Origin of the sequence: Pantoea sp. X85 (assembly GCF_029623675.1) — a bacterium.
Lineage (GTDB): Bacteria > Pseudomonadota > Gammaproteobacteria > Enterobacterales > Enterobacteriaceae > Pantoea > Pantoea leporis.
This window is the reverse complement of record NZ_CP121108.1, coordinates 2,465,429-2,487,173: the sequence shown is the minus strand read 5'-3', so window position 1 is coordinate 2,487,173 and position 21,745 is coordinate 2,465,429. Positions and strand designations below refer to the sequence as shown.

Here is a 21,745-nt window from a genome sequence, read left to right as displayed (position 1 = left end):
ATTTTACTTAATCCTCTTTTAGTGACTCAAATTAAGACAAATTTCCTTAGCCTGCTCAGGGTTCTATTTTTGTCTGGATGTGTAAAGTATTGTTATATCAGGACCACAAAAAAACATTTAGGACTTTCGCTACATCATGCCCGCCCTGCCTGTTGAATAATCGTTTAATAATCATAAATGCTACAACGCTTATTTCCTCATCCTTCTTCTTTAAGACCTACACAGCAACAGCAGCGGGAGTCATCATATGAATAACGCCAGGAAAGAAGATATCGCATGGATAAATACCCTCAAGGGAGCCTGCATATTACTGGTGGTGTTGTATCACACCGTATTACCTGGATTCGAAGGCACGGTGAAATTATTGACGGCAGGTTGGATCCCGGCAGAAATATGGGTGCAGTTTAATACCGTATTGTCGCCGCTGCGTATGCCGGCGTTTTTCTTTGTTTCGGGCTTATTAGCCACTAACGGTATTTTAAATCGGCCGTGGAAACAGGTGTTTACCAGCCGCATCACCAACCTGTTTTATCTCTATATTTTGTGGGGCTTTATTCAGTGGTGGTCGATTGTTGGCATCTCAACCGAGATAACCGGGCAGCGTATTTCGCAGAACCTTAATGCAGCGTATGCCGGTTCGCTGCTGGAGTTCTTAAAGCTCACTTTCCTCGCCATGAGCACCTCGTGGTATCTCTACGGCTTAGCGCTCTATTTCCTGTGCGCCAAGATCTTTAAACAGCAGAAAGTGGCGTTGCTGGTGGTGGCGATTGCGCTCAACTATCTGGCGGTGGAGAAAATTATTCCGTACTGGGGACCACAAAGCGTGGCGCAGTATTTCCTGTTCTTCCTGCTGGGGGCGTTCTGGAGCCCGATGATGCTGCGTCTCAGTGAATGGCGTCGCGACAACATTGTGCCCTGGGCGATATTGGCGGCGATCTCGGGCCTGCATATCATCTTTGGTCTGGATAAGAGCCTGTTCCTGTGCATCCTCGCGGTGCTGGGCAGCGTGGCGGCCTGTCGCTGGCTGAACGCGCGTTTCAAGATGAGTTATTTGAACTGGGTCGGGCGCAACACGCTGCAAATTTACGTGATTCACCGCATCTTCATTGAGTTCTTCGGCATGTCGGCGATTCTGTTTGCCCAGCGCCATCACCTGTTTGAGCAAGCGTGGTTCTCCATTCTGTGGGCCTGCTTCTATCCGCTGGCGATTGTTGGGATCTGTTCGCTGTGTTCGGTGGCGGTGTGGCAGGTTACTAATCGTGGATTGGGGCAGTCGCTGTTTGTGTTTCCAACGTTGATCGGATTGAAACGGAATAAGTCTGCGGCCTGAAAATTCACGCGATGAATCGCGCCGCTACGAAGTCATGCACTGACTGTAGCGGCGCACTTTATTGCGCGTTTTAACCGATGGTCATCAAACTCGCATTACCGCCCGCAGCGGCGGTATTGACGCTGAGTGAACGCTCAATGAGCAAACGCTCCAGCAGCAGATTGGTTTCGCCGCGGGCGAAGCCCTGCACCGAGACAATCGCGCCATCGCGTGCCGCGACCTGCTCACACAGGCTGCGCAGCTGATCGGCATCACCGTGATAAATCACCGCATCAAACTCCGCCGCCAGCGCATCCTTCACCAGCTTGACGTGCGCTTGCACTGCAGCAGGCAAAGACGTACGCAGCGCACGATGCAGCTCATCATCCTGCCAGATGGCCTGACTGCCGACGCTGGTTACCGCCGCCAGTTGCGTCAGCGCGTCTTCTGCGTTATCGGCGATGCACAGCACATGTTCGCGCGGCAGCAGGGTGAAGGTATTGCGCTCGCCGGTTGGGCCCGGCAGCAGACGCACCGTACCGGCCTGCGCCAGCTCGTCGTAACGCTGACACAGCGCCAGCAGCTCAGGCTTATCCTGCGCCCACTGCTGCAATGCCTGATGCGCGCGCATTAGCTCGGCACGCACTGTGCTGTCAACCGGGCGCTCGGCATCCTGACGATCAAAGGTGATACGCAGCGCGCCATCTGGACGGTTGGCCAGCAGGCGATAGAGATAGAGCGGACCACCGGCTTTTGGACCGGTGCCCGACAAGCCTTCGCCGCCGAACGGCTGCACGCCGACGACCGCACCCACCATATTGCGGTTTACATACAGGTTGCCGACTTTAGCGCTCGCCGTAACCTGCGCGATGGTTTCATCGATGCGGGTATGCACGCCGAGCGTCAGGCCGTAACCCGACGCGTTAATCTGCTCCACCAGCTGCGGCAAGTTATTGCGCGAGAAACGCACCACGTGCAGCACCGGACCAAACACCTCTTTATCCAGATCGCTCACCTGATCCAGCTCGATCAGCGTCGGCTTGATAAAGGTGCCGCTGTTCCACTCTTTGCTGTCCTGTGGATTCTCCTGCGCCGCCTGATAGACGGTGAAGCCCTTGTTGCGCAGCGCCTGAATGTGACGTTCGATATTGGCTTTCGCTTCGGCATCGATCACCGGACCAATGTCGGTCGAGAGACGTTCCGGGTTGCCCATGCGGCACTCGGCCATCGCACCACGCAGCATTTTCAGCGTGTGATCGGCCACATCGTCCTGCACGCACAGCAGACGTAGCGCCGAGCAGCGTTGACCGGCACTATCAAAGGCCGAAGCCACGATATCCACCACCACCTGTTCGGTGAGCGCTGAGGAATCCACGATCATCGCGTTCATGCCGCCGGTTTCGGCAATCAGCGGCGTCGGACGACCCTGAGGATCGAGACGACCAGCCAGATTACGCTGCAGCAATGTCGCCACCGCGGTTGAACCGGTGAACATCACACCGCGCACGCGCTCGTCGCCGGTCAGTTGCGCACCCACGGTTTCGCCCTGGCCCGGCAGCAGTTGCAACACGCCAGCCGGTACGCCGGCATCCAGCAGGATGTGCACCGCCTGCGCGGCAATCAGCGGAGTTTGCTCCGCCGGTTTTGCCAGCACGCTGTTACCCGCCGCCAGCGCTGCGGCAACTTGTCCGGTAAAGATCGCCAGCGGGAAGTTCCACGGGCTAATGCACACCACCGGACCAAGCGGACGATGGGTTTCGTTATCGAAATCGTCGCGCACCATGCCCGCGTAGTAGTAGAGGAAATCAACCGCTTCACGCACCTCGGCGATGGCGTTGTTGTAGGTTTTACCGGCTTCACGCACCAGCAGGCCAATCAACTGCTGCATCTGGCCTTCCATCGCTTCGGCGGCACGCTCCAGAATCGCGGCACGCTCCTGCGGTGGCGTCGCGAACCAGATTGGACCGGCATTGACTGCCGCATCCAGTGCAGCCGAGACTTCGGCTTCGGTAGCTTCACGCACGCTGCCCACCACATCTGTTGGTGCAGAAGGGTTAAGCACCGGGCGGCTGACGCCTTCGCCCAATTCACCTTCTACCAGCGGCTGGGCAATCCACGGCTGGCTGGCGCTGTTGAGCAGGGCACTGGAGAGCGACGCCAGACGATGTTCGTTGGCCATATCCAGACCGGCGGAGTTAGCGCGTTTGGCGCCATACAGATCGCGCGGCAGCGGGATTTTCGGATGCGGTAAACCAATCGCGCCTTCCGCAATGCCCATTTTCTCCACGGCGGCAACCGGATCGGCGACCAGCTCATCCAGTGGCAAGGTGTTATCAGCGATGCGGTTAACGAAGGAGGTATTGGCACCGTTCTCCAGCAGACGACGCACCAGATACGCCAGCAGCGTTTCGTGGGTACCGACCGGCGCATAAATGCGACACGGTCGGTTCAGTTTGCCATCGGCCACTTTACCGACAACCTGCTCATACAGCGGTTCACCCATGCCGTGCAGGCACTGGAATTCGTACTGGCCTGGATAATAGTTATTGCCCGCCAGCTGGTAGATCGCCGCCAGCGTGTGCGCGTTGTGGGTAGCAAACTGCGGATAGATCAGGTTCGGCACCGCGAGCAGTTTGCGCGCGCATGCCAGATATGAGATGTCGGTGTACATCTTGCGGGTATAGACCGGATAGCCTTCCAGACCTTCAATCTGCGCGCGTTTGATTTCGCTGTCCCAATACGCGCCTTTCACCAGGCGAATCATCAGACGGCGACGGCTGCGCTGCGCCAAATCAATCAGCGAATCAATCACGAACGGACAGCGCTTCTGATACGCCTGAATCACAAAGCCGATGCCGTTCCAGCCTTCCAGCTCCGGTTCAAAGCAAAGTTTTTCCAGCAGATCGAGCGACAGCTCAAGGCGATCGGCTTCTTCCGCATCGATGTTAATACCGATGTCATACGTGCGCGCCAGCAGCGTCAGGGATTTAAGGATCGGGTAGAGTTCGTCCATCACGCGCTCATACTGCGCGCGGCTGTAGCGCGGATGCAGCGCTGACAGTTTGATGGAGATGCCCGGACCTTCATAAATACCGCGACCGTTCGACGCCTTGCCGATGGCGTGAATCGCCTGCTGATAGGAAATCAAATAGGCTTTGGCATCGCTGGCGGTCAGCGCCGCTTCGCCCAGCATGTCGTATGAGTAACGGAACCCTTTCTCTTCCAGTTTGCGCGCATTGGCCAGCGCTTCGGCGATGGTTTCACCCGTAACAAACTGCTCGCCCATCAGGCGCATCGCCATGTCCACGCCTTTACGGATCAGCGGTTCGCCGCTTTTACCGATGATGCGATTGAGCGAGCGCGACAGATTAGCTTCGTTATGGGTAGAGACCAGACGGCCGGTAAACAGCAAGCCCCAGGTGGCGGCGTTAACAAACATCGACGGGCTGCGGCCAAGATGCGATTGCCAGTTGCCATTGCTGATTTTGTCGCGGATTAACGCATCACGCGTCGGCTTATCCGGAATACGCAGCAGCGCTTCCGCCAGACACATCAGCGCCACGCCTTCCTGCGAGGAGAGCGAGAACTCCTGCAGCAAGCTTTGCACCATGCCGGCGCGGCCGGTTGCACCTTTCTGGTGCCGCAATTTATCGGCAAGGCTGTAAGCCAGCTGATGGGTTTTCTCGGCCAGCGGGGCAGGGAGACGCGCTTGTTCCAGCAGCATTGGCACCGCATCCGTTTCCGGACGACGCCATGCGGCGGTGATCGCTGAGCGGCTGACTGACTGCGGTAAAATATGTTCGGCGAAGTCGAGGAAAGGCTGCAGCGCCTCGTCGGGCACGCTTTCATCACCGGCGGCATCAATCAGCAACTGCGGAATTTCCGGCACGGATTCACCGGCTTCCAGCTGCTCCAGATAATTAAAAATGGCCTGCTTGATCAGCCAGTGTGATGTGCGGTCAAGCTTCTGCGCCGCCAGTTTAATGCGATCGCGGGTGGCTTCATCCAGCTTCACCCCCATGGTAGTCGTTCCCATGATGTCCTCGTCCTCGAAAAGTAGTGATTCAACGCTTGCGTGGCAGCAATATCACCTATGTTGCAACTTTGTGCAACCAAGTTAAATGTGACCTCGGTTGCACGCTTTGAACCGCCGAAAGTGTTAAATCGATAAATGCGGCATGAAAATTGCTGCAAGAAACTCGCCAATGTTGCAACCGCCAGCAACAAGACGGTTCCTGAACCCGATAAGGTGCAACTCAAACTGTGAGCAGGCGCAACCTGCTGGCATTAAAAAAGCGAAGGAAGGTGAAACCGGTGTAACAGCTGTGTTAAATGCATTGTGCGCGCCGACCCTTTGCGGCAGGATACCGCGCCTTAAGAGAAATCGCTTTCTCTGGATGCGGTGAAACCAGGCTGCTGTCCCGTTCCGACAGCTGATCAAAAAGATTTCTCTTGATGGATCAAATAATAAGTGGAGAGACTCATGAGTGTAAGTACACCGATGTTGGTGACCTTTGTAGTGTATATCCTTGGGATGGTGCTGATAGGTTTCATCGCCTGGCGATCAACCAAAAGCTTCGATGACTATATTCTCGGCGGGCGCAGTTTAGGGAGCGTCGTGACCGCGCTCTCTGCGGGTGCTTCCGATATGAGCGGCTGGTTATTGATGGGCCTGCCGGGCGCCATTTTCCTGTCTGGGATCTCCGAAAGTTGGATCGCCATCGGCCTGATCATCGGCGCCTGGCTGAACTGGCGCATCGTGGCGGGCCGTCTGCGTGTACAGACCGAGCATCACGATAATGCGTTAACCCTGCCAGACTTCTTCTCCAGCCGTTTCGAAGATAACAGCAAACTGCTGCGCGTTATCTCGGCGGTGGTGATTCTGATCTTCTTCACTATCTATTGTGCGTCTGGCGTGGTTGCCGGTGCGCGTCTGTTTGAAAGTACCTTTGGTATGGATTACCAGACCGCGCTGTGGGCAGGTGCCGCTGCCACCATTCTCTACACGCTGGTGGGCGGTTTCCTTGCGGTGAGCTGGACCGATACCGTGCAGGCCAGCCTGATGATTTTTGCGCTGATTCTCACGCCAGTTATCGTGATTGTCGCCGTCGGCGGCTTGGATGATTCACTGGCGGTGATCAGGGCGAAGAGCCTCGAAAACCTCGATATGCTGAAAGGGCTGAACTTTGTCGCGGTGATTTCGCTGCTCGGTTGGGGACTTGGCTACTTTGGGCAGCCGCATATTCTGGCGCGCTTTATGGCGGCCGATTCGCATCACACCATCCGCAGCGCGCGTCGTATCGGTATGATTTGGATGATCCTGTGCCTGGGTGGCGCGGTGGCGGTGGGCTTCTTTGGTATCGCCTACTTCGAGAACCATCCTGATCAGGCGGCGGGCGTAAGCCAGAACGGCGAGCGTATCTTTATCGAACTGGCGCGTATTCTGTTCAATCCGTGGATTGCCGGTATCTTGCTCTCAGCGATTCTCGCCGCGGTGATGTCGACCTTAAGCTGCCAGCTGCTAGTTTGCTCCAGCGCCCTGACCGAGGATCTTTATAAAGGCTTCCTGCGTAAAAACGCCAGCCAGAAAGAGCTGGTGTGGGTAGGGCGCTTAATGGTGCTGGTGATTGCCTTGATTGCTATCGCGTTGGCAGCCAACCCGGAAAACCGCGTGTTGGGTCTGGTGAGCTATGCGTGGGCAGGTTTCGGTGCCGCCTTTGGTCCGGTGGTGCTGTTCGGCGTGTGCTGGAAACGCATGACGCGCAACGGCGCGTTGGCCGGTATGGTGATTGGCGCGCTGACCGTATTGCTGTGGAAAGATTATGGCTACGCCGAGCTGTATGAAATCATCCCAGGCTTCGCGTTCGCCAGTATCGCGATTGTGGTATTTAGCTTGCTGGGTCGTGGCCCATCAGAAGCGGCACAGCAGCGCTTTGCTGCCGCCGAAGCCCAATACCAGAGCAAGTAACCTCTATCGCCATTGATGGCGACGTGTTTGATGAACCCCCAGGTGCGCAGGAGTGCGCACCCTCTCAAACCCGCTCCCCCTTCCGCAAAACAAAATTAATTTCCTGCAGTGACTTGTATTTCTCTCTTCAGTAATGATAATCACTATCGTTCGCACTTTACGTTTTTTTACCTAAGGTTTACCCTTCTTAAAATTCAAGAGGTTGGTGATGTTCGTTCCCTTTCTCATTATGCTGCGCGAAGGTCTGGAAGCAGCGCTCATCGTCAGCCTGATTGCCAGCTATCTCAAACGCACCCAGCGCACCCAATGGTTTCCCGCCATGTGGGCCGGCGTATTTATCGCTGCCGCGCTCTGCTTAGCGTTGGGCATCTTTATTAATGAAACTACCGGTGAGTTTCCTCAGAAACAGCAGGAGCTGTTCGAAGGCATTGTCGCGGTGATTGCCGTGGTGATCCTGACGTCGATGGTGTTCTGGATGCGCAAAGTTTCGCGCAATATCAAAGCCACGCTGGAAAAATCGGTCGATCAGGCGTTGCAGAAGCAGGGCAGCAGCGGCTTCCCGCTGGTGCTGATGGTGTTTCTGGCGGTGGCGCGTGAAGGGCTGGAATCGGTGTTCTTCCTGCTGGCCGCGTTCACGCAAGATGTGGGTTATGCGCCGCCGCTCGGCGCGGTGCTCGGCCTTGCAACCGCCGTGGCGCTGGGCTTTTTGCTCTATTACGGCGGCATTCGCCTGAACCTGGCGCACTTTTTCCGCTGGACCAGTTTGTTCATTCTGTTTGTCGCAGCGGGGTTGTCCGCCGGCGCCATTCGCGCCTTCCATGAGGCCGGTTTGTGGAATCACTTCCAGGATGAAGCGTTTGATATGAGCAACACGCTTTCAACGCACTCGGTGTTCGGCACGCTTTTGGAAGGGATTTTAGGTTACCAGGAAACGCCAAGCGTCAGCGAAGTGGCGGTGTGGCTTGCCTATCTCATCCCGGCGCTGCTGCTGTTTTTCTTCCCGGCCCGGCCTGCAGTCAACGCGGCACGTACCACACGCTGAAATTTAATCAGGCGCAATTGCGCGCCTGTTCTTCCATGTAACAGGGATATCACTATGACGATTCGCTTCCGCCGCAAGGCGCTGTTGGTTGCTATGCTGGCGCTTTCCGGTGCGGCTACTGCTGCCGTCCCGCAAGTCACGGTCACCGTGACGGACAAACAATGTGAGCCGATGTCGCTCAACGTGCAGGCCGGTAAAACCCAGTTCATCATCAAAAACAACAGCCAGAAAGCGCTGGAGTGGGAGATCCTGAAAGGGGTGATGGTGGTGGAAGAGCGTGAAAACATCGCGCCTGGCTTCAGCCAGAAACTCACCGCTAATCTGGAAGCGGGCGAATATGACATGACCTGCGGCCTGCTCAGCAACCCGAAAGGCAAGCTGGTGGTGAGCGGCGATGCGAAGAAAGCGGCAAACGGTAAACCGGATGTGCTGGAGCTGGTTGGCCCGATCGCCGACTACAAAGTCTACGTGATGAATGAAGTGAAAGAGCTGGTAGCAGGCACCAAAGCGTTTACCGATGCGGTGAAAGCCGGCGACATTGAGAAAGCCAAAGCGCTATTCGCACCTACGCGCGTGCATTACGAGCGTATTGAACCTATTGCTGAGCTGTTCTCCGATCTGGATGGCAGCATTGATGCGCGTGAAGATGACTTCGAGAAGAAAAATGAAGATCCGAAATTCACCGGTTTCCACCGCCTGGAAAAAATCCTGTTCGCCGATAACACCACCAAAGGTGCCGAAGAGTTCGCCAGCAAGCTAAATCAGGATGTGCTCGATCTGCAAAACCGCATCAGCGAACTGGCGTTTCCACCGGCGAAGGTGGTTGGCGGCGCAGCCGGTCTGATTGAAGAAGTGGCCTCCAGCAAGATCTCTGGTGAAGAGGATCGTTACAGCCGTACCGATCTCTCCGACTTCCAGGCCAACATCGATGGCGCGCAGAAAATCGTTGATCTGCTGCGTCCGCTGCTGCAGAAAAACAACCCGCAGCTGCTGGCGAAAGTGGATGCTAACTTCAGGAAAGTCGACGGCATTCTCAGCAAATATCGCACCAAAGATGGCTTTGAATCGTACGAAAAACTGACTACCGCTGACCGTAACGCGCTGAAAGGCCCGATTACCACGCTGGCGGAAGATCTCTCACTGCTGCGTGGAACCTTGGGTCTCGACTGATCATGAGTGAAAAAAATGACGCGGCGCAGCCGTCGCGTCGTCGATTATTGCAGGGATTAGGCATGTTGGGTGGCGCAGCCGCCCTTGGCGGCGGTTGTCCGTTCCATACCGCAGCCGCCGATAGCTTCTCTCCCGGCACGGTTGCACCCAACTCGCGCCAGCAGGCGCAACCTTTTTACGGCGCCCATCAGGCCGGTATCGTCACGCCGCAGCAGGCATCCATGATGCTGGTGGCGTTTGATGTGCTGGCGAGCGACAAAGCCGAGCTTGAACGTCTGTTTCGCTTGCTAACCGATCGCTTCGCTTTTCTCACGCAAGGTGGACCGGCGCCGGCGGTCACCAATCCGCAGCTGCCGCCGATGGATTCGGGAATTCTCGGTGCCGATATCGCGCCCGACAATCTCACCATGACGTTATCGGTCGGCACCTCGCTGTTTGATGAGCGCTTCGGCTTAAGCAAACACAAGCCTGCGCAGCTGCAAACCATGACGCGTTTTCCCAACGATTCGCTGGATGCGGAACAGTGCCATGGCGACCTGCTGCTCCAGATTTGCGCCAACACCCAGGATACGGTGATTCACGCGCTGCGCGACATCATTAAACGCACGCCCGATCTGCTGGCGGTGCGCTGGCGTCGCGACGGTTTTATTGCCGACCACGCGGCGCGCAGCAACGGCAAAGAAACGCCGATCAACCTGCTCGGTTTCAAAGATGGTACCGCCAATCCCGATACGCATAATCCGGCATTGATGGATCAACTCTTGTGGGTCACGCACGAACAGCAGGAACCGGCGTGGACGCACGGCGGCAGCTATCAGGCGGTGCGTATCATCCGTTTTCACGTAGAAATGTGGGACCGTACGCCGCTCGGCGAGCAGCAAACCATCTTTGGTCGTGAGAAGTTATCAGGCGCGCCGCTGGGTATGAAAAACGAGCATGACGTACCGGATTACAGCAAAGATCCCGATGGCGATTTGATTGCGCTGGATGCGCATATTCGTCTCGCCAATCCACGCACGCCAGAAACCGACAGCAGCTTGATGCTGCGGCGCGGTTACAGCTATTCCAGCGGTATTACCGGCTCGGGTCAGCTGGATATGGGTTTATTGTTTGTTTGCTACCAGCATGATTTAACCAGGGGCTTTATTACCGTACAGCAGCGTCTCAATGGCGAAGCGCTGGAAGAATATATTCGCCCGATTGGCGGCGGATACTTTTTCGCGCTGCCGGGCGTGGCGGATAAAAACCATTATCTCGGGCAATCTTTATTGCAGGCCTGATTAATAAATGTGCAGCGCCTGCGATGGTCACCGCTTCGCAGGCGCATTTGTTAAGTCTTCCTTAAACTTTCCGCTGGAAGTAATCACTTCCGAATGTTCTTAAAAAGTTATGTTACCCGTTAATAAATCATCTATATGATAAACATGAGAAATTTAATTTAAGGTAAAAGACCTTAGGCTTCGCTTATCTTTTTTTCTTTACTGCTACGTAAAAATAATGTTGCAAACCACCGCAAATATGATGCACTTTATTCATAAGCGTTGTCAGTTGTGTGGCTAAGCCACTGGAGTTCGCGCATGATTCGTCTCTCTTTGGGACAGTTAAATAGTTTCACCACACGCAGTCCACTGCGGGGGATTTCTTCCCTCCAACGTAACCTCGCTACTTTTCAAACATCGTTCTTGTTCAATCTCATTTTCTTTACCGGTGCGCGCCTGCGTCTCGGCGCTGATGCACACCATTCTCACTGGCTCGACACGGCTTACAAGGAAGCCAACTAAACCTCTAAAGCGTTCAAGTCATCGCCGCGGGTGATCCGCCGCGATAAATGAAACCAACTGTAAGGTGCCACTATGGGAAGACAGAAAGCAGTGATCAAAGCACGTCGTGAAGCAAGACGCGTTATTCGTAGCGACTCTCGCAGTCACCGTCAGCGTGAAGAAGAATCGGTCACTTCGCTGGTGCAAATGGGTGGGTTGGATTCAATTGGTATGGCACGTGATGCACGTGACCGCGGGCCGATTGAAGCCAGAAATGAAGCTCAGGCACACTATCTCCATGCCATAGAAACGAAACAGCTTATTTTCGCCACCGGTGAAGCCGGCTGCGGAAAAACCTGGATTAGCGCAGCCAAAGCGGCTGAGGCCCTGATCAATAAGGATATCGAAAGGATTATCGTAACGCGCCCGGTTCTGCAGGCAGATGAAGATCTCGGTTTCCTCCCCGGAGATATTTCCGAGAAATTCGCGCCTTATTTCCGACCGGTTTATGACGTTCTGGTTAAACGTCTCGGCGCTTCCTTTATGCAATACTGCCTGCGGCCCGAAATTGCCAAGGTAGAGATCGCGCCCTTCGCCTACATGCGTGGACGTACCTTTGAAAATGCGGTGGTGATCCTTGATGAGGCACAAAACGTCACCGCTGCACAGATGAAGATGTTCCTGACCCGCCTGGGGGAAAACGTGACGGTTATCGTCAACGGCGATATTACCCAGTGCGACCTGCCATCTCACGCCAGGTCTGGCCTTGCCGATGCGTTAGCGCGCTTCGAAGAGGATGAAATGATCGGCGTGGTGCGTTTCGGCAAAGAGGATTGCGTCCGTTCAGCGCTGTGCCAACGCACGCTGCACGCTTACAGTTAACCGTTTGATTGAGAATGTAGCTTAAGTAAAACCCGGCGCGCGCCGGGTTTTTTATTGTGTACCTCCTCGGCTCGACACCATCCCCCTGCGGTAACAATTAGCGCCATTGTATTATTGATACCTGTAAAAGTATTTCTGGTGATAAATGGCACTCCCAGTCAAAAATAATTTTAAGAACAATCCTAGTCACTTTATCAGTGTTCATCAGGGGCTTAACTCAAATCATAAGAAATTTCCTATATAAATCAGACCGCAAAGATCATCTCGCTTTATTGCCTTCCTAAAATTCCAGCTATATATTCGCGCGGTAACACACAGGGAAAGTGTGCCTACGCGTGCTTTCCGCGCCATTTTTACAAGGAGTAAACATGAGCAACTCTTACCAGAATGAAATCCCTAAAGCCCGTATCAACCTCAAGCTAGACCTGCACACCGGTGGAGCGGCGAAGAAAACCGAGCTCCCTCTCAAGCTGCTGGTGACCGGCGATTTCAGTAACGGCGCGGAAGACCGCCCGCTGTCTGAACGCGAAAAAATCAACGTCAACAAAAACAACTTCAACAGCGTGCTGGCCGATATCGCGCCAGCGGTGTCATTTGCCGTGCCGAACACCCTGGCCGGTGACGGCAGCGAAGAGAACGTTCAGCTTAACTTCCGCGACATGAAGGACTTCGAGCCGGAGCAGGTTGCCCGCCAAATCCCTCAGCTGCGCGCCATGCTGGCGATGCGCAACCTGCTGCGCGACCTTAAATCCAACCTGCTGGATAACGTCACCTTCCGCAAAGAGCTGGAAGCCATCCTGAAAGATCCGGCACTCAGCGATGAACTGCGCAGCGAGCTGTCTGCGTTAGCCACCGATCAAGCCTGATCATCCCCGTAACGGACTATAGAGAGAGAATGCTGATGTCAGTTCAGAATGAAACCCATGCCAATGGTGCAACCACCGTGCTGGATCGCCCGGCTGCGGGCGGCGTCTACGCTTCGCTGTTTGAAAAAATCAACCTCAACCCGGTGTCAGAGCTGAGTGATCTCAACGTCTGGCAGGACAATCAGGCGATGTCTGATGCCACCGCCGACGAGCGCGTCACCGCCGCGATGCAGGTGTTCCTGACGCGTCTGAAAATCAGCGGTGCGAAAGTAGAGAAGCTGGATAAAAATCTGCTGGATCACCACATCGCCGAGCTGGACCGCCAGATCAGCCGCCAGCTCGATGCGGTGATGCACCATGATGAATTCCAGAAAGTGGAGTCGGCGTGGCGCGGCCTGAAGTCGCTGGTGGATAAAACTGACTTCCGCCAGAACGTGAAAATTGAAGTGCTGGACGTGTCGAAAGACGACCTGCGTCAGGACTTTGAAGACGCGCCGGAAATCATCCAGAGCGGCCTCTATCTGCAAACCTACGTCGCCGAATACGACACGCCGGGTGGCGAGCCGATTGGTGCGGTGATTTCAGCTTACGAGTTCGATGCCTCGGCGCAGGACGTGGCGCTGCTGCGCAACCTGTCGAAAGTCGCGGCGTCAGCACACATGCCGTTTATCGGTTCGGTCGGCCCGCAGTTTTTCCTCAAAGAGTCGATGGAAGAAGTGGCGGCGATCAAAGACATCGGCAACTACTTTGACCGCGCTGAGTACATCAAGTGGAAGTCATTCCGCGACACCGATGACTCACGCTACATCGGCCTGACCATGCCGCGCGTACTCGGTCGTCTGCCGTACGGCCCGGACACCGTGCCGGTGCGCAGCTTCAACTACATCGAAGAAGTGAAAGGTCCGGATCACGACAAATACCTGTGGACCAATGCCTCGTTCGCCTTCGCCGCCAACATGGTGCAGAGCTTTATAAGCAACGGCTGGTGTGTGCAAATTCGCGGCCCGCAGGCCGGTGGTGCGGTGCAGGATCTGCCGATCCATCTGTACGATTTGGGCACCGGCAACCAGGTGAAAATCCCGTCCGAAGTGATGATCCCGGAAACCCGCGAATTCGAGTTTGCTAACCTCGGCTTTATCCCGCTCTCTTATTATAAGAACCGCGATTACGCCTGCTTCTTCTCGGCCAACTCAACGCAAAAACCGGCGCTGTATGACACCGCCGATGCCACCGCCAACAGCCGCATCAACGCGCGTCTGCCTTACATCTTCCTGCTGTCGCGCATCGCTCACTACCTGAAGCTTATTCAGCGCGAAAACATCGGCACCACCAAAGACCGCCGCCTGCTGGAGCTGGAGCTCAACACCTGGGTGCGCACGCTGGTGACCGAGATGACCGATCCGGGCGACGAGCTGCAGTCTTCACATCCGCTGCGCGATGCGAAAGTGCTGGTGGAAGATATCGAGGACAACCCGGGCTTCTTCCGCGTTAAGCTGTTCGCCATCCCGCACTTCCAGGTGGAAGGCATGGACGTGAACCTGTCGCTGGTTTCTCAGATGCCGAAAGCTAAAGCGTAAGGCGCAGGAGGCGCGATGAAAATCTACCGACCGTTATGGGAAGACGGGGCGTTTCTGACTCCGCAGCAGTTTCAGCAGCAGTCACTGTGGGACGCCCACGTCGCCGACACCGTGGCGCGCATGGGCCTGGCGTATCCGTGGGGCGTATTACACGCGAGTTCGACGACGGCGCGCTGGCGCTGTCTCGTCTTAACGCCACCCGCTTGACGGTGCGCTTTCCCGACGGGACGCTGACGGACACCGCGCTCTCCGACAACCTGCCACCGGCCTGCGACCTGTCTGTTGCAGCCGGTCAGGAACTGGTTGAAGTGGTGCTGGCTTTGCCGTTGCTGAGCGCCAATGGCGGTAATCTCGACGACGGCAGCGACAGCGAACGTCCGCGCCGCTGGGTGGCCGGTCGTGAAGAGGTGCAGGAGCTGGCGGGGCAGGAGCGCACCGGCATTGCCGTGCAGCGTTTTGCTCTGCGTCTGCGTCTCTCTAATCAGGAAAACGGTGCGTATCTCACCTGTCCGGTGGCGCGCCTGGTGCGTAACGCGCAGGGACAGTGGACACGCGACGCGTCATTCATTCCGCCGATGCTGTCGCTGTCGGCCAGTCCGGCGGTGCTGACTGCACTCGGCGATCTGCTGCATCGCCTTAGCGCGCGCCGTCAGCGGCTAATGGCGCTGCGACGCGAAAGCAACGAGCGCATGGCCGATTTTGCTGTCGCCGACGTCTCGCTGTTCTGGCTGCTCAACGCGCTGAACAGCGCCGAGCCGGTGTTGCTGGAGTTGTTCCAGTCGCCAACCCGCCATCCTGAACTGCTGTACCGCGAGCTGGCACGTCTTGCTGGCGGTCTGTTGACCTTCTCACTCGAACACGATGCCGGAGATATTCCGGCCTATCGCCACGACGCACCGGAGCAGGTGTTCCCGCCGCTGTTTGCGCTGCTGGATTCACTGCTGGAAGCCAGCCTGCCGTCACGCGTGGTTGCCATCGACCTCAGTCGTGAAGGCGTGCTGTGGAAGGGCCGATTCCACGATGCGCGGCTGCGCGAAGGGGCCGACTTCTATCTGTCGGTGCGCTCCTCGCTGCCGAATCACGAGCTGCAGAGCCGCTTCCCGCTGCTATGTAAGGCAGGCAGCCACGACGACGTGTCGGAGGTGGTCAACATCGCGCTTAGCGGCATGACCATCCGCCCGCTGCCGCACGTGCCTGCCACCATCCCGCTGCGCCTGGAGAACCAGTATTTCGCGCTCGACCTGTCAACGGGGGCTGCGCGCGCGATGCTCGACTCCGGCGGCTGCACCTTCTACACCCCGGAATCACTGGGCGAACTGAAACTTGAACTCTATGCGGTACTGCGCTCATGAACAGCAATAATGCGCTGACCGAACGCCTTTTCTTCGCTGGCTGGCTGATGGTCAGCCAGCTACGCTGCGGTCAGCAGATTGACAACGGCGATGCGCTCTACCGCCGCGCTACCGGCTGGGTAAACGACGCCCGGCAGGCGCTGACGGAGGCGGGTTTTAGCGAAGCCAATCGCGACCACATGCTTTACGCCTTTTGCGTGCTGCTGGACGAAGCGGTACTGAACCGTGGCCAGCAGGACGACGGCTGGCTGCGCTGGAGCCGAGACCCGCTGCAGGTGCGTTTCTTTAACTCGCTTAACGGCGGCGAAGCACTGTGGGAGCGCATTCGCGAAATGCTGCGCGAACCCGCAGCGGACGAGACCGTGCTGACCTGCCTGTATCGCACGCTGCAACTGGGTTTTGTTGGCCATTACCGCGCGCAGGATGACGAGCGTCGCGAGGACGTGGTGCGCGAACTGGCCGCACGCGTGCCACCGTTTGCCCTGGCGCAGGATGCGCCGCTGGTAGTGCGCCCGGCAGGCATGCGCACCGGACGCCGTTTTTACTGGATGAGCTGGGTGGCCGCCGCCGTGCTGCTTGGCGGCCTGTGGTTCGTCCTCGACGGCTGGCTGGCGCAGATGGTGTCCGGCATATCGGGGATGGGCAAGTGAGACGCGGCATCGGTAATTATGCGCTGATCGTGCTGGCCCTTGTGCTTACATTGTGGCTGATCCTCGGCTTCTGGCCGCTGTCTGGTATCACGGCAGCAGCACTGTGCCTGCTGGCGCTGCTGGTCGCCGGGCTGATGCTGTGGCGGCAGTCACGCCAGCGTGATGTGGAAATCGATGTGGCCGATGATCGTCTGCCGCCTGAAGATTTTCGCGGCGCGGTAGTGCTGGTGTGTGGCGACAGTGCATCGCTGTTCTCAGGCAACCAGCCGCGTGAAACCGCGCAGGGCTGGTATCTGCCGGTTGATGCACCCGGGCAACTCGCTGCGATGGCTGACTACATCACCACTCAGCGTCCGGCACTGCTGCCACAGGTCTCGCTGCTGCTGGCAGTGGTGCCGGAGCAGCACACGTCTGCTGAAGACTTCACTTCCCAATTTCACAGCTGGCAGCGTGCGCTGCTGCAGTGCCGCCGCGTGCTGAAGTGCGCACCACCGCTGTGGACTGCATGCTGGGTATCACATCCGAACCACGAAACAGAATGGTTCAGCATCACGCCGGGCCTGGGTGAGCTGCAGGCGTGTACCGCAGGTAATGACACTATGCCACTGCCTGAATGGTTCCGGGAGCAGCCGTCGCGCCTGATGCAAATGCAGTGGCTGGACAGCCTGCTGATGTGGCAGAAAAAGCACATCACGCCACTGACGCAGATGAAGCCATGCCGCGCCGGGATTTGCCTGACGCCGGTAACGGCGCTGGCGGACAACCTGTGGGCGCAGCATCTTACTGGGCTGACCACGCTGCCTTATGCACCCGTAGGCACCGATGTCGCGCTGCCATTGCCGGATGCGCTGCTGGCTGGCTTGCCGCGCAGGCAGGGCGTCAGCCGATGCCTGAGGCTGGCGCGCGCGGCGGGCATGATTGTGGCGGTGTTTCTGGCGCTGGCGCTGCTGGCGTCGTTCCTCAACAACCAGCGGCTGATCCGCACTATTGGTGACCATCTGACGCTGTGGGCACACCTGTCTGGTGAACCGGCAGAGCCGAAGGTTCACGCGCGCGCGCAGTTAATCGCCGACCGCACACTGCTTGATGGCTGGCAGCGCGGCGGTGAACCGCTGGGCCTCGGCCTGGGACTGTATCAGGGCATGCGCCTGTTCGCGCCGGTCGACGCCGCCATCAACAGCTGGGCGCCTCCTCCGCCACCGCCGCCGGTTATCCAGCAGATTGTTGAAGGGCCGAAGACCGTGCGCCTCGACAGCCTGTCGCTGTTCGACTCCGGTAAATCCGAGCTGAAAACCGGCTCAACCAAAGTGCTGGTCAACGCGCTGGTCGGCATCAAGGCGAAGCCGGGCTGGCTGATTGTGGTGGCGGGCTACACCGACGATACCGGCAATCCGGCGCTGAACCAGCGCCTGTCGCTGAAGCGCGCCGAATCCGTGCGCGACTGGATGCGCGACACCGGCGACGTTGACGAAAGCTGCTTCGCGGTGCAGGGCTTCGGTCAGAGTCGCCCGATTGAAAGCAACGACACGCCGGAAGGCCGCGCGGTCAACCGGCGGGTAGAAATCAGTCTGGTGCCGCAGGCCGACGCCTGCCAGGCAGCGGACGCAATCCCTCCGTCATCACAGGATGGTGACGGCAATCATGAAGAAAAGGAGTAACAACATGGCAATTCCGGTTTATCTGTGGCTGAAGGACGACGGCGGTGCGGACATCAAGGGCTCGGTGGACGTGCAGGACCGTGAAGGCAGCATCGAAGTGGTGGCACAGCAACACAACCTGTACATCCCGACCGACAACAACACCGGCAAGCTGACCGGCACGCGCATTCACACGCCGTTCCTGTTCACCAAGGAAATCGACTCGTCCAGCCCGTACCTCTACAAAGCGGTTACCACCGGCCAGACGCTGAAGTCTGCCGAGTTCAAGTGGTATCGCATCAGCGACGCCGGTCAGGAAGTGGAGTACTTCAACACCAAGCTGGAAAACGTGAAGGTGGTGAAGGTCAATCCGGTGATGCACGACGTTAAGGATCCGTCGAAAGAGAAGCACAACCATCTGGAGCAGATTGAGCTTCGCTACGAAAAAATCACCTGGACCTACAAAGACGGCAACATTATTCATTCCGATTCCTGGAACGAACGCGCCACCGCCTGATTACGCGTCATATTTCGCGCCGCAGGTGCATTGGCTGCGCTCGCGCACCCCGGTCACTTACTTATGTAAGCTCCCGGGGCTGCACTCGCTTGCCGCCTTCCTGCGACACGAACTATTTAGCGTAATCCCTCCGCCGGGCTGTATTTTTGCAGCCCGGTGGATGCTGGCAACAGGGATTGCAGGGCGCACATTCTGTAGCGGCGCGATTCATTGCGCGGTGTTGACCTTCAAAAATAACTGACGCTATGCGACCAAGCCAGATGCCTGGTGATTCCATCCGAAGCGAGTGAAATCACAAGTCATTTCCCATTTTTCTTGCTGCCTTATGCGCTTTGGTTCACGGCGACGGGCGGTAGCGTGCCCCCAATCTGGAGAATTTTGCTATGGACAGTCAGTCAGCCGCTTTACTGCGTCGCCTCAATCCGTTCTGCGCGCAGGCGCTGGAAGCCGCCGCGTCGCTGTGCCAGACCCGCGCTCACGCTGAAATCCAGCCGGAGCACTGGCTGCTTAAGCTGCTGGAGCAGGGTGAAGGCGACATCACGGTGATTGCGCGCCGCTACGAGTGGGATATGGATGCTATCTGGCAGGATTTGCTGGCGTTTCTCGACCGCCAGCCACGCGCGGTGCGAGGGCGTCCGCAGCTTTCTTCTTCGCTGGAAGCGCTGCTGAAGCAGGCGTGGCTAATGGCCTCCGCATCTGATAATTCCCCGCAAATTCGCAGCATCCATCTGCTGATGGCGCTGTCCGAGCAACCAAAACTTGCACAGTGCGAAGGTCTGTGGCCGCTGCTGAGCCTGCGCATGAGCCAGCTGGAGCGTTTACAGCCGATGCTGGAAGCGCAGTCCGACGAGCGTGCCGAAGCGGAGCAGCCGGAGATGCCGGTCAGCACTATCGAACAACCTGCCACCGCAGGTGAGACCAAAGCCGCATCCACCGAAGCCCTGACCCGCTTCACCCGCGACGTCACCGCTGACGCGCGAAGCGGTAAAATCGACCCAGTGTTTGGCCGCGACAACGAAATCCGTCAGATGGTGGATATCCTGTCGCGCCGCCGCAAGAACAACCCGATTCTGGTTGGCGAGCCGGGCGTCGGTAAAACCGCGCTGGTCGAAGGGCTGGCGCTGCGTATTGCCGAGGGCAACGTGCCGGACAGCCTGAAGCCGGTGAGCGTGCATACGCTGGACCTCGGCATGCTGCAGGCGGGCGCGGGCGTGAAAGGCGAGTTCGAGCAGCGCCTGAAGAACATCATCACAGAGGTGCAGGCCGCGCCGAACCCGGTGCTGCTGTTTATCGACGAGGCGCACACCATCATCGGCGCGGGCAATTCAGCGGGCGGCGCGGACGCGGCCAACCTGCTGAAACCGGCACTGGCGCGCGGCGAACTGCGCACCATCGCGGCCACCACGTGGAGCGAGTACAAGCAGTATTTTGAGAAGGACGCCGCGCTGGAGCGACGCTTCCAGATGGTGAAGGTGGACGAGCCGGACGACGACACCGCGTGCCTGATGCTGCGCGGACTCAAGCCGCGCTACGCCGACCATCACGGCGTACACATCACCGACGCGGCGGTGCGCGCCGCCGTCACGCTGTCGCGCCGCTACCTTACAGGCCGCCAGCTGCCTGACAAGGCGGTTGACCTGCTCGACACCGCCGCCGCGCGCGTGCGTATGAGCCAGGACACCACGCCGGAGGCGATAACCCGCTTAAGAGCGAAGCTTGATGCGCTGAACATTGAGCAGCGCGCCATCCTTGACGATGAAGCGCTCGGCGGCGCGGTGTCGCAGGAGCGGCTGGCTGAAATTGCCTCGCAGATTGCATCCACCGATGAAGAGCTTGAGGCGCTGGAGCAGCGCTACGCTGACGTGCAAGAACGCATGCAGCAGTTGCTCGAAGGACGCAAAGACGCCAGTCAGAAACACAACATCGCACAGCTCCAGACCGACCTTGACGCGCTGCAGCCCGGCGAGCCGTTGCTTACCGCCGACGTTGACGCGCGCATCGTGGCGGGCGTGATTGCCGACTGGACCGGCGTGCCGCTCTCCTCATTAATGAAGGACGAGCAGGCTGAACTGCTGGCGCTGGAAACCCAGCTCGCCACCCGCGTGGTCGGGCAGGACGCGGCGCTCAGCGCCATCGCGCAGCGCCTGCGCGCCTCGAAAACCGGACTCACCTCCGAAAACGGCCCGCAGGGCGTGTTTCTGCTGGTCGGCACCAGCGGCACCGGCAAAACCGAAACCGCGCTGGCGCTGGCCGATTTGCTGTACGGCGGCGAGAAGTCGTTAATCACCATCAACCTCAGCGAATATCAGGAAGCGCACACCGTCAGCCAGCTCAAAGGCTCGCCGCCGGGCTACGTCGGCTACGGCCAGGGCGGCATTCTTACCGAAGCGGTGCGCAAACGTCCGTACAGCGTGGTGCTGCTCGACGAGGTGGAAAAAGCGCACCGCGACGTGATTAACCTGTTCTATCAGGTGTTTGATCGCGGCTTCATGCGCGACGGCGAAGGGCGCGAAATCGACTTCCGCAATACGGTGATTTTGATGACCTCCAACCTCGGCAGCGACGCGCTGATGCAGCTGCTGGAAGAAACGCCCGAGGCCACCGAGTCAGACCTGCAGGAGTGCCTGCGCCCGATCCTGCGCGACCACTTCCAGCCGGCGCTGCTGGCGCGCTTCCAGACGGTGATTTACCGCCCGCTGGCGCGCGAGGCGATGCGGATCATCGTGGAGATGAAGCTCAGCCAGGTCAGCCAGCGGCTGCAACGGCATTACGGCATCCGCACCACTATCGGCGACGGCCTGTACGACATGCTAACTGACGCCTGCCTGGTGCCGGACACCGGCGCGCGCAACGTCGACAGCCTGCTCAATCAGCAGATCCTGCCGGTGCTGAGCCAGATGATTTTGCAGCACCGCGCCAGCGGCACCTTAAGCAACATCCTGACGCTGGACACCAATGAAGAAGGCGAAGTGAGTTTTATATTCTGAACACGTGACGTTCTTTTTAATGACAAGG

The 21,745-nt window shown here is 57.8% G+C and carries 14 protein-coding genes and 1 pseudogene; 14 read left to right on the top strand and 1 reads right to left on the bottom strand.

The window, feature by feature from the left end:
- The first annotated feature begins 247 nt into the window (after positions 1-247).
- Complete coding sequence (locus tag P6287_RS11560) at positions 248-1,330, top strand: acyltransferase family protein (protein ID WP_192411610.1); 1,083 nt, start codon at positions 248-250, stop codon at positions 1,328-1,330.
- A 70-nt stretch (positions 1,331-1,400) separates the two neighbouring features.
- Here the strand turns inward: P6287_RS11560 and putA are convergent, their stop codons facing one another.
- The gene (gene putA / locus P6287_RS11555; RefSeq protein WP_277973740.1) at positions 1,401-5,345 is read right to left on the bottom strand and encodes a trifunctional transcriptional regulator/proline dehydrogenase/L-glutamate gamma-semialdehyde dehydrogenase; all 3,945 of its coding nucleotides are present in this window, start codon (positions 5,343-5,345) and stop codon (positions 1,401-1,403) included.
- 447 nt (positions 5,346-5,792) lie between these two features.
- On the opposite strand from putA, the gene putP reads away from it, so the two are divergent.
- The 13 genes and pseudogenes from putP to tssH all read left to right on the top strand — a co-directional run bounded on the left by putP (position 5,793) and on the right by tssH (position 21,717).
- Positions 5,793-7,277, top strand: a complete 1,485-nt coding sequence (gene putP / locus P6287_RS11550) for a sodium/proline symporter PutP (RefSeq protein WP_277973739.1) — start codon at positions 5,793-5,795, stop codon at positions 7,275-7,277.
- Positions 7,278-7,485: 208 nt separating this feature from the next.
- On the top strand, positions 7,486-8,319 hold the full coding sequence (gene efeU / locus P6287_RS11545; RefSeq protein ID WP_277973738.1) for an iron uptake transporter permease EfeU: 834 nt from the start codon (positions 7,486-7,488) through the stop codon (positions 8,317-8,319).
- Positions 8,320-8,373: 54 nt separating this feature from the next.
- Entirely contained in the window at positions 8,374-9,489 is a 1,116-nt protein-coding gene (efeO, locus tag P6287_RS11540; RefSeq protein WP_277973737.1) for an iron uptake system protein EfeO, read from the top strand.
- Positions 9,490-9,491: 2 nt separating this feature from the next.
- A complete protein-coding gene (gene efeB / locus P6287_RS11535) occupies positions 9,492-10,769 on the top strand; it encodes an iron uptake transporter deferrochelatase/peroxidase subunit (RefSeq protein WP_277973736.1) in 1,278 nt (425 codons plus the stop codon).
- 297 nt (positions 10,770-11,066) lie between these two features.
- Positions 11,067-11,270, top strand: coding sequence for a hypothetical protein (locus P6287_RS11530; RefSeq protein WP_110866394.1), 204 nt, complete (start codon positions 11,067-11,069; stop codon positions 11,268-11,270).
- Positions 11,271-11,342: 72 nt separating this feature from the next.
- Positions 11,343-12,131 (top strand): phosphate starvation-inducible protein PhoH, encoded by a 789-nt coding sequence (phoH, locus tag P6287_RS11525; RefSeq protein WP_101764056.1) that lies wholly within the window; start codon positions 11,343-11,345, stop codon positions 12,129-12,131.
- Between the two features lie 368 nt (positions 12,132-12,499).
- A complete protein-coding gene (gene tssB / locus P6287_RS11520) occupies positions 12,500-12,997 on the top strand; it encodes a type VI secretion system contractile sheath small subunit (protein WP_101764057.1) in 498 nt (165 codons plus the stop codon).
- A 29-nt stretch (positions 12,998-13,026) separates the two neighbouring features.
- Positions 13,027-14,574, top strand: coding sequence for a type VI secretion system contractile sheath large subunit (gene tssC / locus P6287_RS11515; protein WP_154157405.1), 1,548 nt, complete (start codon positions 13,027-13,029; stop codon positions 14,572-14,574).
- Between the two features lie 15 nt (positions 14,575-14,589).
- Positions 14,590-15,926 (top strand): annotated as a pseudogene (gene tssK / locus P6287_RS11510) (type VI secretion system baseplate subunit TssK).
- Positions 15,923-16,576 (top strand): type VI secretion system protein TssL, short form, encoded by a 654-nt coding sequence (tssL, locus tag P6287_RS11505; protein ID WP_192411618.1) that lies wholly within the window; start codon positions 15,923-15,925, stop codon positions 16,574-16,576. The pseudogene tssK and the gene tssL overlap by 4 nt, the downstream one beginning before the upstream one ends.
- Positions 16,573-18,234, top strand: coding sequence for an OmpA family protein (locus tag P6287_RS11500; protein ID WP_277973735.1), 1,662 nt, complete (start codon positions 16,573-16,575; stop codon positions 18,232-18,234). Before tssL ends, P6287_RS11500 begins: the two co-directional genes overlap by 4 nt.
- Positions 18,235-18,238: 4 nt before the next feature.
- On the top strand, positions 18,239-18,730 hold the full coding sequence (hcp, locus tag P6287_RS11495) for a type VI secretion system effector Hcp (RefSeq protein WP_064741351.1): 492 nt from the start codon (positions 18,239-18,241) through the stop codon (positions 18,728-18,730).
- Between the two features lie 383 nt (positions 18,731-19,113).
- Entirely contained in the window at positions 19,114-21,717 is a 2,604-nt protein-coding gene (tssH, locus tag P6287_RS11490; protein ID WP_277973734.1) for a type VI secretion system ATPase TssH, read from the top strand.
- Positions 21,718-21,745: the final 28 nt, after the last annotated feature.

What these genes read in the sequence shown, in the direction of transcription:
- P6287_RS11560 (WP_192411610.1), top strand. Translation starts at nt 248, where the DNA reads ATGAATAACGCCAGGAAAGAAGATATCGCATGGATAAATACCCTCAAG.
- putA (WP_277973740.1), bottom strand. Translation starts at nt 5,345, where the DNA reads ATGGGAACGACTACCATGGGGGTGAAGCTGGATGAAGCCACCCGCGAT.
- putP (WP_277973739.1), top strand. Translation starts at nt 5,793, where the DNA reads ATGAGTGTAAGTACACCGATGTTGGTGACCTTTGTAGTGTATATCCTT.
- efeU (WP_277973738.1), top strand. Translation starts at nt 7,486, where the DNA reads ATGTTCGTTCCCTTTCTCATTATGCTGCGCGAAGGTCTGGAAGCAGCG.
- efeO (WP_277973737.1), top strand. Translation starts at nt 8,374, where the DNA reads ATGACGATTCGCTTCCGCCGCAAGGCGCTGTTGGTTGCTATGCTGGCG.
- efeB (WP_277973736.1), top strand. Translation starts at nt 9,492, where the DNA reads ATGAGTGAAAAAAATGACGCGGCGCAGCCGTCGCGTCGTCGATTATTG.
- P6287_RS11530 (WP_110866394.1), top strand. Translation starts at nt 11,067, where the DNA reads ATGATTCGTCTCTCTTTGGGACAGTTAAATAGTTTCACCACACGCAGT.
- phoH (WP_101764056.1), top strand. Translation starts at nt 11,343, where the DNA reads ATGGGAAGACAGAAAGCAGTGATCAAAGCACGTCGTGAAGCAAGACGC.
- tssB (WP_101764057.1), top strand. Translation starts at nt 12,500, where the DNA reads ATGAGCAACTCTTACCAGAATGAAATCCCTAAAGCCCGTATCAACCTC.
- tssC (WP_154157405.1), top strand. Translation starts at nt 13,027, where the DNA reads ATGCTGATGTCAGTTCAGAATGAAACCCATGCCAATGGTGCAACCACC.
- tssL (WP_192411618.1), top strand. Translation starts at nt 15,923, where the DNA reads ATGAACAGCAATAATGCGCTGACCGAACGCCTTTTCTTCGCTGGCTGG.
- hcp (WP_064741351.1), top strand. Translation starts at nt 18,239, where the DNA reads ATGGCAATTCCGGTTTATCTGTGGCTGAAGGACGACGGCGGTGCGGAC.
- tssH (WP_277973734.1), top strand. Translation starts at nt 19,114, where the DNA reads ATGGACAGTCAGTCAGCCGCTTTACTGCGTCGCCTCAATCCGTTCTGC.